This window comes from Streptomyces sp. JNUCC 64 (assembly GCF_054484115.1).
Genome location: NZ_CM137015.1, coordinates 2,171,798 through 2,186,469, shown reverse-complemented (window position 1 = coordinate 2,186,469; position 14,672 = coordinate 2,171,798). Strand labels below are relative to the sequence as shown.

The following is a 14,672-nucleotide window of genomic DNA, read 5'->3' as shown; positions in this document are numbered from 1 at the left end:
GGGAGTCGACTGGTGAAGGGGGGTGGGCTCGAAAAAGTGATGTTGGCGCGTACTCGTCCCTGGAGGGGTGGATTCCGCCATGAGTGGCACACATCCGGACGGGGTCGGTCCGGAGGGAGGGCGAGCGGGGCCGGACGGGCGGACGGGTGGGGCGGGCGTGGTGGGCCCGGGTGGGCGCGCCCGCCGGAGAGCGCCGTCGGTCCGGCTCCAGGCCGTAAGAGACGGCCTAGAGCCGGGCCGCCTTCAGGGCCATGTGGAGCAGCAGCCGGTCCTCGCCGTCGTCCAGGTCCAGGCCGGTGAGCTGTTCGATGCGGGACAGCCGGTAGTACAGGGTCTGGCGGTGGACGCCCAGTTCGGCGGCGGTGCGGGCGGCCTGGCCCGCCCGGTCCAGGTACACCTCCGCGGTGCGCGCCAGCTCGCGGTGCGCGGGTGCGAGCAGCTCACGGACGACCGGGTCGCGCGGGGCGCCGTCCCCCGGCGGGGGCAGCGCGGTCAGCAGCCGGTACGGGCCGATGCCGGACCACTGCGCCACCGGGGCGAACCGGGGCTCCGCGCGGGCCGCGCGGGCCGCCGCGGCGGCTTCCCGCCAGGCGTCCGGCAGCTCGGCGAGGTCCCGGCGGGCGGCGCCGACCCCGGCGGTGGGCGGCCCCGGACTCTCCCCGGTCCGCCCGGCGCCGTCGACCTGTCCGGTGCCGTCCGCCTGCCCGGTCGTGTGCCCGTCGGTCCGTGCGCCCGTGCGTCCGTCGGCGCGTCCACCCGTGCGTCCGTCGGCGCGTGCGCCCGTGGGCCCGGTCGTCCGTCCGTCGGCGCGTGCGCCCGTGGGCCCGGTCGTGCGTCCGTCGGTCCGTCCCGCTGTGCTGCCGTCCGGCCGACCGGTCGTGTGCCCGGCTGCGCGGCCGTCCGTCCGGCCGTCCGGGTGGCCGGTCGTGCCGGGGCGCGCGTTCGTCTCCGCCGTGGTGCGCAGCCGGTCCGCGACGGTCAGTGCCGGGTCCGGCACGTCGGCGGCCCGTAGCCGCACCAGGACGCCGAGGGCCTGCGCGGACGGGCCCCAGGGCACCGCGCACAGCGCCGTCACGGCGGGCAGGGCGCGGGCCGAGGGCAGTGGCGGGACGGTGCCGCCAGGACCGGCCCAGGGGGCCACGCAGACCACCGCGTGCGGGCCCTGGGCACGGGTCCCGAGGGCGGTGCGCAGCGCGGCCACCGCCATGTCCCGCTGCCAGCCGCGCTCCGCCGTCAGCACCGCCCGCAGCTCCCGCGCCAGATCGGCGCCCGCCCGCTCCTCGTCGGCCAGCAGCACCCCGATCCGCTCGGTGACCTCCATCGCGGCGGCCAGCCGCTCCTCGGTCGGGCCCGGGTCGTCGTCCAGCAGCCAGACGTAGCCGAGGACGACACTCCGATGGCGCACCGGCAGACAGATCCGGCCCCGGTTCACGCCCGCCTCGGGGGCCGCCGGGATGCGCACCGGACCGGTGGCCCGGGTGATGCCGAACCCCTCGAACCAGGCGCGGACCGCGGCCGTGGAGCCCCGGGTGAGGATCGAACGGGTGCGGACCGGGTCCATCGCCCGGTCGTCGTCGCTGTCGTGGGCGCCGAACGCGATCAGCCGGAAGTCCCGGTTCTCCAGCGTCGCCGGGGCCCCGAGCAGCGCCGATACCTCGTCGACGAGGTCCTGGTAGTCGCCCTTCACGGGTCCATTCTCCGGCACCCGCGCCGGTTCCTCATACAGATGTCTGAGAATCCGGTCGCGGATGCGTGACAGCTGTAGATGGCCGACGATCGGAGCGATCCCTAGGTTTCACGGTGGTTCTCCTCGCCGTACCCGGACCGTCCGCCCCGTGCTGACCCCCGGGCCCACGGCCTGTCCGTTCTCTCCGTGGAGGTGGCCCGTGCTGGGTCCCGTGATTCTCGCCGCGTCGCGCAGCGACAGGATGCGCCGATTCGTGTCGGCGGCTCCGGGCACCAAGCAGGTCGTCGCCCGGTTCATCGCCGGTGAGACCGTCGACCAGGTGATCCCGATCGTGCGGGAGGCCGCCGAGCGGGGCCTGGAGGTCACCCTCGACGTCGTCGGCGAGGACATCACCACCGTCGAGCAGTCGTACGCCGCCCGGGACGCCTACCTGGAGCTGATCGGCCGCCTCGAGGAGCTGGGGCTCGGCGAGCGCGCCGAGATGTCGGTGAAGCTGTCCATGTTCGGCCAGGCCCTGGAGGGCGGCCACGAGCTGGCGCTCGCCAACGTGCGGCCCGTCGTGGAGGCCGCCGACGCGATCGGCACCACCGTCACCCTCGACGCCGAGGACCACACCACCCTCGACTCGATGTTCGCCATCCACGGCGAACTGCGCCGGGACTTCCCGAAGACCGGCTGCGTCATCCAGGCGTACCTGTTCCGCACCGAGGAGGACGCCCGCCGCCTCGCCGCCGAGGGCTCCCGGGTGCGGATCGTGAAGGGCGCCTACAAGGAGCCCGCCTCCGTCGCGTACCAGGACAAGGCCGAGATCGACAAGGCGTTCGTCCGGATCCTGCGGGTGCTGATGGAGGGCGAGGGCTACCCGATGATCGGGTCCCACGACCCGCGTCTGGTCGCCATCGCCCAGGACCTCGCCCACCGCGCCGGACGCAAGCTGGACGAGTACGAGTTCCAGATGCTGTACGGCATCCGCGGCGAGGAGCACGTGCGCCTCGCCGCCGAGGGCCACCGGATGCGCGTCTACACCGCGTACGGGACCGACTGGTACGGCTACTTCATGCGCCGTCTCGCGGAGAAGCCCGCCAACCTGCTCTTCTTCGCCCGCTCCATCCTCACCAAGGGCTGAGCGCTCCCCGACCCCTCCCGACCCACTTAGGAGACACGGAAACCATGGACGCTGTGACCCAGGTCCCCGCACCGGTCAACGAGCCGGTCCACGGCTACGCGCCCGGCTCCCCGGAGCGCGCCCGGCTGGAGGGCAAGCTCAAGGAGCTGGCCGAGAACCCGATCGACCTCCCCATGACGATCGGCGGCGAGCGCCGGATGGGCGGCGGCGACGCCTTCCAGGTCGTGCAGCCCCACAACCACCGCGCGGTGCTCGGCACCTACCGCAACGCCACCCAGCAGGACGCCCGGGACGCCGTCGACGCGGCCCTGGCCGCCGCCCCCGCGTGGCGCGCGATGTCCTTCGACGACCGCGCCGCGATCATCCTGCGCGCCGCCGACCTGCTCGCCGGACCGTGGCGCGAGACGCTGGCCGCCTCCACCATGCTCGGCCAGTCCAAGACCGCCCAGCAGGCCGAGATCGACACCCCCTGCGAACTGGTCGACTTCTGGCGCTTCAACGTCAAGTACGCCCGTGACCTGCTCGCCGAGCAGCCCCCGGCGAACTCCCCCGGCGTCTGGAACCGTCTGGACCACCGCCCGCTGGAGGGCTTCGTCTACGCGATCACGCCGTTCAACTTCACGGCCATCGCGGGCAACCTGCCGACCGCGCCCGCGCTGATGGGCAACGTCGTGGTGTGGAAGCCGTCCCCGACGCAGACCCACGCCGCCGTGCTGCTGATGCGCCTGCTGGAGGAGGCGGGGCTGCCCAAGGGCGTCATCAACCTCGTCACCGGCGACGGCATCGCCGTCTCCGAGGTCGCCCTGCGCCACCGCGACCTCGCGGGCATCCACTTCACCGGGTCCACCCCGACCTTCCAGTACCTGTGGAAGACGGTCGGCGAGAACATCGCCTCGTACCGCACCTACCCGCGGCTCGTCGGCGAGACCGGCGGCAAGGACTTCGTCGTCGCGCACCCCAGCGCCGACCGCGCCGTCCTCAAGACCGCCCTGACCCGCGGTGCCTTCGAGTACCAGGGCCAGAAGTGTTCCGCGACCTCCCGCGCGTACGTTCCCGCCTCGATCTGGAACGACGGGTTCAAGGAGGAGTTCGCGGCCGAGGTCGACGGGCTCGCCATGGGTGACGTCACCGACCTGTCGAACTTCATCGGCGCCGTCATCGACGAGCGGGCGTTCGCCAAGAACAAGGCCGCCATCGACCGCGCGCGGGCCGCCGCGAACTGCGAGATCGTTGCGGGCGGCACCTACGACGACTCCGTGGGCTACTTCGTGCGCCCCACCGTCGTCGAGTGCTCCGACCCGACCGACGAGGTCTTCACCACCGAGTACTTCGGTCCGTTCCTCGCCGTGCACGTCTACGAGGACGACCAGTACGACGCGATGCTCGACCAGATGGAGTCGGTGTCCGACTACGCGCTGACCGGTTCCGTCATCGCCGGTGACCGTGCCGTCGTCGCGCACACGATGGAGAAGCTGCGGTACGCCGCGGGCAACTTCTACATCAACGACAAGTCGACCGGCGCCGTCGTCGGCCAGCAGCCCTTCGGCGGCGGCCGTGCCTCCGGCACCAACGACAAGGCGGGCGCCCCGCAGAACCTCTCGCGCTGGACGCTGACCCGGGCCATCAAGGAGACCCTGGTCGCACCGACCGACTACACCTACCCGCACATGGGCTGATCCCGGTCCAGGGCGGCCCTCACCCGGCCGCCCTCCCCGGCGGTGGCACCTTCCCAGCCCGGCCACCGCCCCGCCCGCGCGCAGGGCCGCCCCCGGCCCGCGCGCGGGCCCCACGACACCGCCCCGTTCCCCGGTCCCCCAAGCCAGGGTTCGGGGCGGTCTCCATCTCCGGGCGGGTCGGGGGGAGGGGCGGCTCCGGCCGGACCCCGGCCGGAGCCGCCCGCCCGCCCGCCCGCCCCGCCGTCCCGGGCCGTGTCCCGTGACGGTCAGACCTCCACCAGCACCTGGTCCAGCGACTTGCGCACCAGCGACGGGACCACGCAGTCGTCGGCCGGGTAGCCCACCGGGATCACCGCGAACGCCTTCTCGTGCGCCGGGCGTCCCAGCACCTCCCGCAGGAACCCCATCGGGCTCGGGGTGTGCACCAGGGCGGCCAGCCCGGCCAGGTGCAGCGCGGTGAGCAGCATCCCCACCGCGATCCCCACCGACTCGTCCACGTAGTAGTGCTTGCGCCGGGTGCCGTCCGGCCCCACCCAGTAGCGCTGCTGGAAGACGACGATCAGCGCGGGCGCGTCCGTGAGGTGCGGCTTCACCTCGTCGGTGCCCAGCGGACGCAACGCCGCCAGCCACTCCTCGCCCAGCCGTCCGTCGTAGGAGAGCCGTTCCTCCCGCTCCGCCTCCCGCCGGATCAGCGCCCGCACCTCCTGGTCGCGCACCAGGACGAACGTCCAGGGCTGCTGGTGCGCCCCGGACGGCGCGGTGCGCGCGCACGCCACCGCGTCCCGCACCACCTCGGGCGGCACCGGGTCGGACGAGAACATCCGGACCGTCCGCCGCTCCTCCAGCCGCCGCCGTAGCCGGGCGGCCCGGGCCACCGAGACCTCGGCGGGGGGACGTTCGGGCCGGTACGGCTCGGGGCGGTAGGGCTCGCCGTGGGTCGGGGTCCAGCGCTGCGGGGTCTGCGTCATGCCGGGAGTGTGGCGGTGGGGGAGGGGGCCCGGGGAGACAGCGCGGGGCGATAGCCCCGGACTGTCACCCGCGCGTTCCCCCGTCCGCGTGCCCTTGTCGCCGGGCGGCGCCTCCGGGGCCGCCGCCGGAGTGACGGCCGGGAGCCGTCGGTTCCGGGACCCGTGAGCGGGCCCGGACCGAGGGCTCAGCGGACGCGGTCGTAGACCAGGGCTATCTCGCCCAGTGCACCGGTCTCCTGGTGCGCGAGCCGCCACCGGGTGGACGGCAGTCCGTCCTCGAACAGCCGCCGCCCGCCGCCGGTGATCTCGGGGAAGACCATCAGGTACAGCCGGTCGACCAGGTCCGCCGCGAGCAGCGGCCGGATGACGCTGGGGCTGCTGTTGACGAGGATGTCGCCCCCGCCGGCGGTCCGGAGGTCCGCGACGACCTCGGCGGCGGGGGCGTCCACCACCCGGGCGCGTTCCCAGGGAGCCTCGGTCAGGGTGGTCGAGAGGACCACCTTCTCCGTGCCGACCAGCCACCGCGCGTAGGCCCGGTCGCGGGGATCGGCCTCCTCGTCCACGGCGACCGTGGGCCAGTACGTCAGGAACCCCTCGGCGTTGACCCGGCCGAGCAGCGCGGTCGTGGCGCCCTCCCAGATCCGGGTGAGGTGGTTCCGCGCGACCTCGGTGGTCACGTACGGGGCGAACGCGCCGAAGTCGTCGGGCCCTTCGGGGCCGTGGTACCGCCCGTCGAGGCTGAGACCCAGGTTCGCCGTCACCCGGCGTCCGGCGGTGGTGGTGCTGGTCATCCCGTGCTCCTCGGGTCGGCGGAACGCCCGGTGCCCGGGGTCCCTTCGGCGGTAAGGGTGGGGCGGGTGGCGTTCTGAGCGCCGTGGTGGGTTCCGGCTCCGGTTCCGTCGGCGTCTTCGGCGGCTTCGGTGCCGTGGTGGATTCCGTCGGCCAGGACCGCCACCAACCGGTCGAGGCTCTGCCCGAAACCGATCTCGACGCCCGCGACGAAGTCGGCGGACTCCACCGTGGAGTCGGTGACGCGGAAGTCGACGACCAGGTCCGTCACGGGCCCGGCCGGGGTGCCCCCTCCACTTCCGGTGCCGTCGTCGGCGGCGGTGCCGTGCGGTCGGAGGTCGAAGGTGACGTGGGCGGTGAAGGCGGGGGTGCCGTCCGCCAGCAGCGGGGAGAGCCGGTAGCCGAGGCGTTCGCCGGGGCGCGCCTCCTCGACGGTCCCCTCCGCCCGTCCGACCACCCGGTCGTGCCCGTCGACGTCCTCCACGTCGCGGTACTCCTGGACGATCCGTCCGCCCGGCCGGGCCTCGAAGGCCAGCTCGGAGACGCGCAGGTCGTCGGGGGTCCACCAGGCGGCGAGCAGAGCGGTCTCGGTCAGTTGGCGCCAGACCCGGGCGGGGTCCGCCGCCAGCGACCGGGAGAAGGCGAAGACGCGGCCGTCGGCCCACCCCGCCTCCAGGGCGGCGGCCCGCTCCGTCCGCAGCCCCAGCCCGTAGCGGTCGAAGGTCGCGTGCGACCCGCCCGAGCGGTCCACGGTGTCCGCGAGGCCCCCGAGCGCCGCCGCCAGCTCCCGCAGGGGAGCCGACACCAGCGCGTAGACGCGGCGCTGCCCGCTGCGTTCGGAGGTGACGACACCGGCGCGCTCCAGGGTCTGGAGGTGCTTGGTCGTCTGCGGCTGCCGGGCCCCGGCCAGCCGGGCGAGTACGCCGACCGGGCGGGGCCGCTCGGCCAGCAGCGTCACGAGCCGCCAGCGAGCCGGGTCGGCCAGGGCGGCGAGGAGTGCGTCCATGAGAACGAGTATTCGCCACGACGAATATTCGTGTCAAGGAATATATGGGGGGGTGTGACGGCGGGGCGCGGCGCGGTGGTGCGGCCTCCGTCGCCGTCGCGGCTGGGGGCGGGCCCGGGGCCCAGGGTTCAGGGTCGGTGCCGGGGCGCCGGGGGTCCGGTCCGGCCGGGTGGCGGTGGGGCCGGTACCGAGGCCGGTGTCGGGGCGGGTGCGGGCGTGGGTGGCGCGGGGGTTATCCGGGTGCGCGCCCCGTCCCCTGCGGCCGATACTGACCCGATGTCGAGCATCCTCCCCACCGCCCGTCAGGCCGCCCCCTCCGCCTTCCCCGTGCCGGGACTCGCCCACACCGCGCAGCTCACCGAGGAGGAGTTGCGCGGTCTGAGGGCCTTCCTCGACACGGCCTTCGACGGGGACTTCGCCGACGAGGACTGGGAGCACACGCTCGGCGGTCTGCACGCGCTGGCCACCGACGCGCACGGGATCGTCGCGCACGGTTCCGTGGTCCAGCGCCGGGTGCTGCACGCGGGGCGCTCGCTGCGCTTCGGGTACGTGGAGGGGGTCGCCGTCCGGGCCGACGCGCGCCGCCGGGGGCTCGGCGGGCGGCTCATGGCGGCGCTGGAGGAGGTCGTCGCGCGGTCCTACGCGTACGGCGCCCTGTCCGCGAGCGACGCGGGCGCCGCCCTGTACTCGGGGCGCGGCTGGCGGGTGTGGCCCGGCCCGCTGGGGGTCCTCGGTCCGGACGGTGAGCGGCGGCTGCCCGAGGAGGAGGGCACCATGTACGTGTGGTCGCCGCGCCGGGACGGGGGTCTCGGGGAACTGGACCCCGCGCTCCCGCTGCTGTTCGACTGGCGGGACGGGGACGTCCTCTAGGTGTATTGATCACGAGCGTTGTTAACGCTGGTTGGTCTTGATCATGGCGAAGACCTCCGGTGTGGTGGAGGTGTCTAGGCTTCACCACACGGAGGTCTTCGTGTCCCACCGTAATGCCCGGCTGACCGTTCACGGCAGACGGATCCTGGTCGAACGTGTCCTCGCCGGCCGCCCTGTCGCGCATGTGGCCGCGGAGATGGGCATATCGCGTCCCACCGCCCACAAATGGCTCCGCCGCTGGCGGTTCGAAGGAGAGGCGGGCCTGCACGACCGTTCCAGCCGACCCCGCACCACCCCGCACCGCACGTCCGCCACGGTCGAGGCACGTGTCTGCCAGTTGCGGACCAGCCGCAAACTCGGCCCGGCCCGGATCGGCCCGATCCTGGGCCTGCCCGCCTCCACGATCCACCGGATCCTGGCCCGCCACGGCCTGAACCGGCTGGCCTGGCTCGACCGGCCCACCGGCGAACCGATCCGCCGCTACGAACGCGACCGGCCCGGCGAACTGGTCCACGTCGACATCAAAAAACTCGGCAACATTCCCGACGGCGGCGGCTGGCGCATCGTGGGCCGCACGGCCGGAGACCGCAACCGCCAGGCCACCACCGGCCAGCGCAGAAGCAGCACGCCAGTGATCGGCTACAGCTACATCCACTCCGCCGTCGACGACCACTCCCGCCTGGCCTACAGCGAAGTCCTCACCGACGAACGCAGGCACACCGCGATCGGCTTCTGGCAGCGGGCGAACGCGTTCTTCGCCGCCCACGGCATCACCGTCGAACGCGTCCTGACCGACAACGGCTCCTGCTACAAAGCCAAGCTGTTCACCCAGACCCTCACCCCCGCGGCCGGTATCGCCCACAAGAAGATCCGGCCCTACCGGCCGCAGACCAACGGCAAGGTCGAACGCTTCAACCGCACCCTCCTCGAGGAGTGGGCCTACCAGCGGCCCTACACCTCGAACACCGAGCGGACAGCAGCCCTGGCAGACTTCCTCCACACCTACAACCACCACCGCTGCCACACCGCACTCGACGGACACCCGCCCATCAGCCGCGTCAACAACACTCCGGGTCAATACATCTAGGCCGTCGTCCGGCAAGGCTCGTCACGCGGTCGACTCTCGGCCCATCGGCCTGCCGTCCGTTGCCCGTCGCTCCGTTGCCCCGTCGGCCTGCCGGTCGGCCGCCCGTCGTCCGTCGCCCCGCCGGCCCGTCACTCCGCCCTCTGCCCTGGGGCGCTCCCGGGGCGGTCCGCCCAGCCGGGCCCCCGCAGGCCTCCGTCCCGTCCCGGGCCCGGTGCGGCCCGGGGGGCCCGTGCCGCACTGCCCCGTCCCGCCCTCCGGCCGCGCCGTCCGCCTTTTCCTTACCGCTCCTGACCTGCGCGTACGTGCCCACCGTCTCAGATAGTAGGAAGTCCGACTATTTGTAGAGACAGATCAGCGGTCCTCCCTTAGCTTTGTAGGGAGCCGAACGTCTCGCTCGACCGAGCGAACGCGGATGCGAGCCGGTGCCCGAGCAGGCGACCCCTGTGGCCCCGCTCCCCGCCCCTCCGGCGTTCCCGTCGGCGTCCGTCGGCCTCCGGTCCCCGGTCGTTCCCGGGACCGGTCGCCCCGACGGTCCCCGCACCGCACCCTCCGCACGTCAAGGAGCAGTCCGTCATGGCCGAGACCACCATCCGCCGAGTCCGCCACGTCCGCTCGAACGACGCCGAGCGCAAGAACGCCGCCGCCGCCCTCCAGCGCTCCCTCGACCGCCGCGACAACGGTGGCTCCACCGGTCACCGACCCTCGTGACCCCCTGCGGGGCCGCCCCACCTGGGATGTCCACATGTTGGACCCTTGGTGTCATCCCCTGGGACGCGGAGTAGGGTGCGGCCATGTCTCGCAGCATCAATCTCGCAGTGATCCCCGGTGACGGCATCGGCCAGGAGGTCGTAGCCCAGGGGCTCAAGGTCCTCAACGCCGTCCTCCCCGAGGACGTGAAGCTGGAGACCAAGGAGTACGACCTCGGCGCCCAGCGTTGGCACCGCACCGGGGAGACCCTTCCCGACGCCGAACTGGCGGCCCTCAAGGGGCACGACGCCATCCTGCTCGGCGCGATCGGCGACCCCTCGGTGCCCTCCGGAGTGCTGGAGCGCGGACTGCTCCTGAAGCTGCGCTTCGCCTTCGACCACTTCATCAACCTGCGGCCCTCGAAGCTCTTCCCCAACACCGCGACCCCCCTCGCCGGAAGCCCCGAGATCGACTTCGTGGTCGTCCGCGAGGGCACCGAGGGCCCCTACACCGGCAACGGCGGCTCCCTGCGCACCGGGACGCCCGCCGAGGTCGCCACCGAGGTCAGCCTCAACACCGCCTACGGTGTCGAGCGGGTCGTCCGGGACGCCTTCGAGCGCGCCAACGCCCGTCCCCGCAAGAAGCTGACCCTGGTCCACAAGAACAACGTCCTCGTGTACGCCGGGCACCTGTGGAAGAACACCTTCGACCGGATCGCCGCCGAGTACCCGGACGTCACCACCGACTACCTGCACGTCGACGCCGCGACGATCTTCTTCGTCACCCAGCCCGAGCGCTTCGACGTGATCGTCACCGACAACCTCTTCGGTGACATCCTCACCGACCTCGCCGCCGCCGTGACCGGCGGAATCGGCCTGGCCGCCTCCGGCAACATCAACCCGACGGGCGCCTTCCCGTCGATGTTCGAGCCGGTGCACGGCTCCGCGCCCGACATCGCGGGCCAGGGCAAGGCCGACCCGACCGCGACGATCCTCTCGGTCGCCCTGCTGCTGCGCCACCTCGGCCACGAGTCCGAGGCCGCCCGGATCGAGGACGCCGTCTCCGCCGACCTCGCCGAGCGCGACGGCACCCCGCGCACCACCGACCAGATCGGCGACGCGCTCGCCGCCCGCGTAGCCGGCTGACCCGGCGCGCCACACGTCCCGGGCCGAGCCCGGACCCCCGGGGTCGCCCCGGAACGAGAAGCCGCCGGAGCCCGAGGCCCCCGGCGGCTTCTCGTGTGCCGTACCGGAGTCGTCATCGCGGCCCCGGCACGGCCCCTGCACCCCGGTGCCGTCACCGGACCCTGGTGCGGCCCCCGGAACCGGTGTCACCATCGGGCTCCGGGGGCACCCCGCCCCGCACCGGACCGCCCACACCCCCGCGGCCCGTCCGGCGGCCCGTTCCGCTCCGCCGGTTCCCGTTCTCCGCCGCCCCCGCGCGATACTCGAAGCCAGGGGTCGCGCATCCATCGCGTACCCACCCGTACACGGTGAAGCTCGGACGTCCTAGTATCGTCACGCGGCGCCGTGGACGTGCGGACGGACGGGACCCGGCCCCCGACAACCAACGGTGAAGGACAACCAGTCATGACGACGCCCACGATCGAGCTGAAGCCCTCCGCGCACCCGCTGTCGGCGGAGCGGCGCGAGGAGATCCTGCGCAACCCCGGCTTCGGCCGTCACTTCACCGACCACATGGTGACCGTCAAGTGGACCGAGGGCCGGGGCTGGCACGACGCCGAGCTGGTGCCGTACGCCCCGCTCTCCATCGACCCGGCGAACATGACCCTGCACTACGCGCAGACCATCTTCGAGGGCCTCAAGGCGTACCGGCGGCCCGACGGCTCGGTCGCCACCTTCCGGCCCGGGGCCAACGCCGAGCGGTTCCAGGCGTCCGCCCGCCGCCTCGCCATGCCCGAACTGCCCACCGACCTCTTCGTCGCCGCCTGCGACGCCCTCGTCACCCAGGACAAGGAGTGGGTGCCCGCGCACGGCGAGCAGTCCCTCTACCTGCGGCCCTTCATGTTCGCGACGGAGGCCGGGCTGGGGGTGCGGCCCGCCGACGAGTACCTGTTCCTCGTCATCGCCTCGCCCGCGGGCGCCTACTTCCCCGGCGGGGTCAAGCCCGTCTCGGTGTGGCTGTCCGAGGACTACGTCCGCGCGGTCAAGGGCGGCACCGGCGCGGCCAAGACCGGCGGCAACTACGCGGCGTCCCTCGTCGCGCAGAAGGAGGCCGCCGCCGAGGGCTGCGACCAGGTCGTCTGGCTCGACGCCGTCGAGCACCGCTGGATCGAGGAGATGGGCGGGATGAACCTGTACTTCGTGTACGGGGACCGCATCGTCACCCCCGAACTGACCGGCTCGCTGCTGCCCGGCATCACCCGGGACTCGCTGCTCACCATCGCGCGGGACCTCGGCTACACCGCCGAGGAGGGCCGGATCTCCACCGAGGACTGGCGGCGGGACGCCGCGAGCGGTGCGCTGACCGAGGTCTTCGCCTGCGGCACCGCCGCCGTCATCACCCCGGTGGGGACGGTCAAGTCCCGGTCCGGCGAGTGGACCCAGGGCGGCGGGGAGCCCGGTGAGGTCACCATGCGGCTGCGGGGCGCTCTGCTCGCCCTTCAGTCCGGGGCCGCCGACGATCCCTACGGGTGGATGCACGAGCTGGGCTGACGGCGCGGGTCGCCGTACCTGGGCGGTACGGCTCGGTCCGGTCGGTTCGCTCCCGCCTCTTCGGTTTCCGGGTGCGGGGCGTGGGGGGTCGCTCGCGCAGTTCCCCGCGCCCCTGAAGGGGCCTCCGGCCTGGCCGGGTTCCGGCCGATGGCCGTTGGGTCCGGTCGGTTCGCTCCCGCTTCTCCGGTTTCCGGGTGCGGGGCGTGGACGGTTGCTCGCGCAGTTCCCCGCGCCCCTGACGGGGGCTCCGGGGGTGGTTGCCCGTGCCCCTGGCGGGGGCTCCGGGGGTGGTCGCCCCGCGTGGCTGGTGGGGGCTTCGGGGCGGGTAACTTCCTTGCCTTGGTGGCTGGTTCGGTGGTTGACCCGGTTCGGGGTGAAGGGTTGGATCTTTTCGTGGCCTGGGTCCGCCGATCCCGGCCGAGGCGTGCGCGAGGGGGAAGCGTGAAGCTCGTCGTCCGGACCGCGGTCCGTGAGCCGCTGTGGGCGACGGTGGCCACCGCCGCCGTCCTCGCCCTGACGGTGCCTGCCGCCCATGCGACGGGTCCGGGTGCGCCGGGCGTCGAACGGGTCAGCCTCGGCGCCGACGGCAGCCAGCTCACCGAGGCGTCCTTCGGGCCCTCCGTCACCGCCACCGGGGCCGTCGCGTATACCTCGGACGCCCCGGTGCGGCCCGTCGACACCAACGGGCACTCCGACGTGTACCTGGGCACCCGGGCCGTCAGCGTCAACGCCGGGGGCACCGCCACCGGGGACGGCCGCTCCTACGACCCGTCCGTCTGCCGGGGCGGACGGCTCGTCGCGTTCGTCTCCGAGGCGACCGACCTGACCCGCGTCCCGCGCGCCGACACCGCCGCCCTGGTGCATCTGCGGGACGTCCGGGCGGGCCGGACCCTGAGCCTGCCGCGCGTCCACCGGGGGACGCCGCTGACCTCGATGGGCGCCCCCGCGCTGAGCGCCGACTGCCGCTGGCTCGCCTTCACCGCCACCTCGTCCGCCGCCGACGGCCGGACCGTCCAGCGGGTGTACCGCTACGGGGTCAGGAACGGGAGGCTCGAACCCGTCAGCGAGCCGTCCACGACCCGGGCCGCGGGCGCGCCCGCCGTCAGCGCCGACGGGAACCGGATCGCGTACCAGTCCGCCGTGCCGTACCCCGGCGGTCCGGCGCCCGCCGGTGAGGTCCTCGTCCGGGACCTGACGACCGGCGCGCTGGAACTCGCCTCGGCGGCGCGCGGCGGGACGGCGGACGGCGCGTCCACCGTGCCCTCGATCAGCGCGGACGGCACCAGGGTCGCCTTCCAGTCGTACGCGTCCAACCTGGTCCGGGGCGACGTCAACGGTTCGGCCGACGTCTTCGTCCGGGACCTGGCGGCGGACCGCACCCGGCTGGTGCGCGGCCCCGGTCCCGACCACGCCGGGACGGAACCCGCGCTCAGCGGCGACGGGGCGACGGTGGCACACGTCGTCACCCCGCTCGCCGACCCGGCCGCGCCCGCCCGGGTGTGGCGCACCGACCTGCGGTCCGGGAGGTCCGTACCGGTCAGCGCGGGCGCCGCTTCCGGTCCCGCGCTCTCCGCCGACGGGCGGACCCTCGCGTACGAGAGCTGGTCGCCCGACGAGGTGCCCGGCGACACCAACGGCACGACGGACGTCTTCCGCGCCGTCCGGTGAGCCCGATGGCCCGACGGTGAGGTGACGCGGCGGTCCGGCGGCGCGGTGGCACGGTGGTGCGGTGATCCGGCGGTGCGGGCGGTACGGGCGCGGGGGAAGCGGGCGGGGCGCGCCGGGGCGAGGGGCGAAGCGGCGGGGCGCACCAGGCGCGGGGGCGGGTGGGGTGCCGTCCGGCCGGTGAGTGAGGGGGCGACGTCCAGCCAGTGAGACCGTGCCCTCGTCCCGTCGGGAACTGTGGCACACTGCCCGCGTGCTTTCGTTCGCCATGATTATCGGCAACAGGCGCGCCGGTCCGCAGGACCGCTGACCCGACACCATCCGGTGTTCAGCGGCCCCGTGCCCCAGACCCGCGCGCAGACCTCTCGCACCCGCGAGGGGTTTTTTCGTTTCCCGGACCCCAACCCCACCGGAGGCGGACGGCACGCGAGGATGG

General features: G+C 73.8%; 12 protein-coding genes. 8 read left to right on the top strand and 4 right to left on the bottom strand.

Features of this window, described 5'->3' with window-relative positions; translation table 11 throughout:
- Positions 1 to 226: 226 nt before the first annotated feature.
- On the bottom strand, positions 227 to 1,687 hold the full coding sequence (locus ACVWNX_RS08530; RefSeq protein WP_454413277.1) for a PucR family transcriptional regulator: 1,461 nt from the start codon (positions 1,685 to 1,687) through the stop codon (positions 227 to 229).
- 199 nt (positions 1,688 to 1,886) lie between these two features.
- On the opposite strand from ACVWNX_RS08530, the gene ACVWNX_RS08525 reads away from it, so the two are divergent.
- Positions 1,887 to 2,813 (top strand): proline dehydrogenase family protein, encoded by a 927-nt coding sequence (locus ACVWNX_RS08525; protein WP_454413276.1) that lies wholly within the window; start codon positions 1,887 to 1,889, stop codon positions 2,811 to 2,813.
- A gap of 44 nt (positions 2,814 to 2,857) precedes the next feature.
- The gene (pruA, locus tag ACVWNX_RS08520) at positions 2,858 to 4,489 is read left to right on the top strand and encodes an L-glutamate gamma-semialdehyde dehydrogenase (RefSeq protein WP_454413275.1); all 1,632 of its coding nucleotides are present in this window, start codon (positions 2,858 to 2,860) and stop codon (positions 4,487 to 4,489) included.
- Positions 4,490 to 4,755: 266 nt separating this feature from the next.
- On the opposite strand, the gene ACVWNX_RS08515 is transcribed toward pruA, so the two are convergent.
- The 3 genes from ACVWNX_RS08515 to ACVWNX_RS08505 form a co-directional block, all read right to left on the bottom strand.
- Positions 4,756 to 5,457 carry a nitroreductase family protein gene (locus ACVWNX_RS08515; protein ID WP_454413274.1) on the bottom strand — a complete coding sequence of 234 codons (702 nt, stop codon included), beginning with the start codon at positions 5,455 to 5,457 and terminating at the stop codon, positions 4,756 to 4,758.
- Between the two features lie 185 nt (positions 5,458 to 5,642).
- Complete coding sequence (locus ACVWNX_RS08510) at positions 5,643 to 6,248, bottom strand: dihydrofolate reductase family protein (RefSeq protein ID WP_454413273.1); 606 nt, start codon at positions 6,246 to 6,248, stop codon at positions 5,643 to 5,645.
- Positions 6,245 to 7,252 (bottom strand): metalloregulator ArsR/SmtB family transcription factor, encoded by a 1,008-nt coding sequence (locus tag ACVWNX_RS08505; protein WP_454413272.1) that lies wholly within the window; start codon positions 7,250 to 7,252, stop codon positions 6,245 to 6,247. The genes ACVWNX_RS08510 and ACVWNX_RS08505 overlap by 4 nt, the downstream gene beginning before the upstream one ends.
- Before the next feature lie 276 nt (positions 7,253 to 7,528).
- On the opposite strand from ACVWNX_RS08505, the gene ACVWNX_RS08500 reads away from it, so the two are divergent.
- The 6 genes from ACVWNX_RS08500 (at position 7,529) to ACVWNX_RS08475 (ending at position 14,239) form a co-directional block, all read left to right on the top strand.
- Positions 7,529 to 8,122 carry a GNAT family N-acetyltransferase gene (locus tag ACVWNX_RS08500; RefSeq protein ID WP_454413271.1) on the top strand — a complete coding sequence of 198 codons (594 nt, stop codon included), beginning with the start codon at positions 7,529 to 7,531 and terminating at the stop codon, positions 8,120 to 8,122.
- 100 nt (positions 8,123 to 8,222) lie between these two features.
- Positions 8,223 to 9,209, top strand: coding sequence for an IS481 family transposase (locus ACVWNX_RS08495; protein WP_454414678.1), 987 nt, complete (start codon positions 8,223 to 8,225; stop codon positions 9,207 to 9,209).
- Positions 9,210 to 9,782: 573 nt separating this feature from the next.
- Positions 9,783 to 9,917 (top strand): hypothetical protein, encoded by a 135-nt coding sequence (locus ACVWNX_RS08490; RefSeq protein ID WP_454413270.1) that lies wholly within the window; start codon positions 9,783 to 9,785, stop codon positions 9,915 to 9,917.
- 83 nt (positions 9,918 to 10,000) lie between these two features.
- Positions 10,001 to 11,041, top strand: a complete 1,041-nt coding sequence (locus tag ACVWNX_RS08485) for a 3-isopropylmalate dehydrogenase (protein WP_454413269.1) — start codon at positions 10,001 to 10,003, stop codon at positions 11,039 to 11,041.
- Positions 11,042 to 11,485: 444 nt separating this feature from the next.
- Positions 11,486 to 12,571 carry a branched-chain amino acid aminotransferase gene (locus ACVWNX_RS08480; RefSeq protein ID WP_454413268.1) on the top strand — a complete coding sequence of 362 codons (1,086 nt, stop codon included), beginning with the start codon at positions 11,486 to 11,488 and terminating at the stop codon, positions 12,569 to 12,571.
- Between the two features lie 441 nt (positions 12,572 to 13,012).
- Positions 13,013 to 14,239, top strand: coding sequence for a TolB-like translocation protein (locus ACVWNX_RS08475; RefSeq protein WP_454413267.1), 1,227 nt, complete (start codon positions 13,013 to 13,015; stop codon positions 14,237 to 14,239).
- Positions 14,240 to 14,672: the final 433 nt, after the last annotated feature.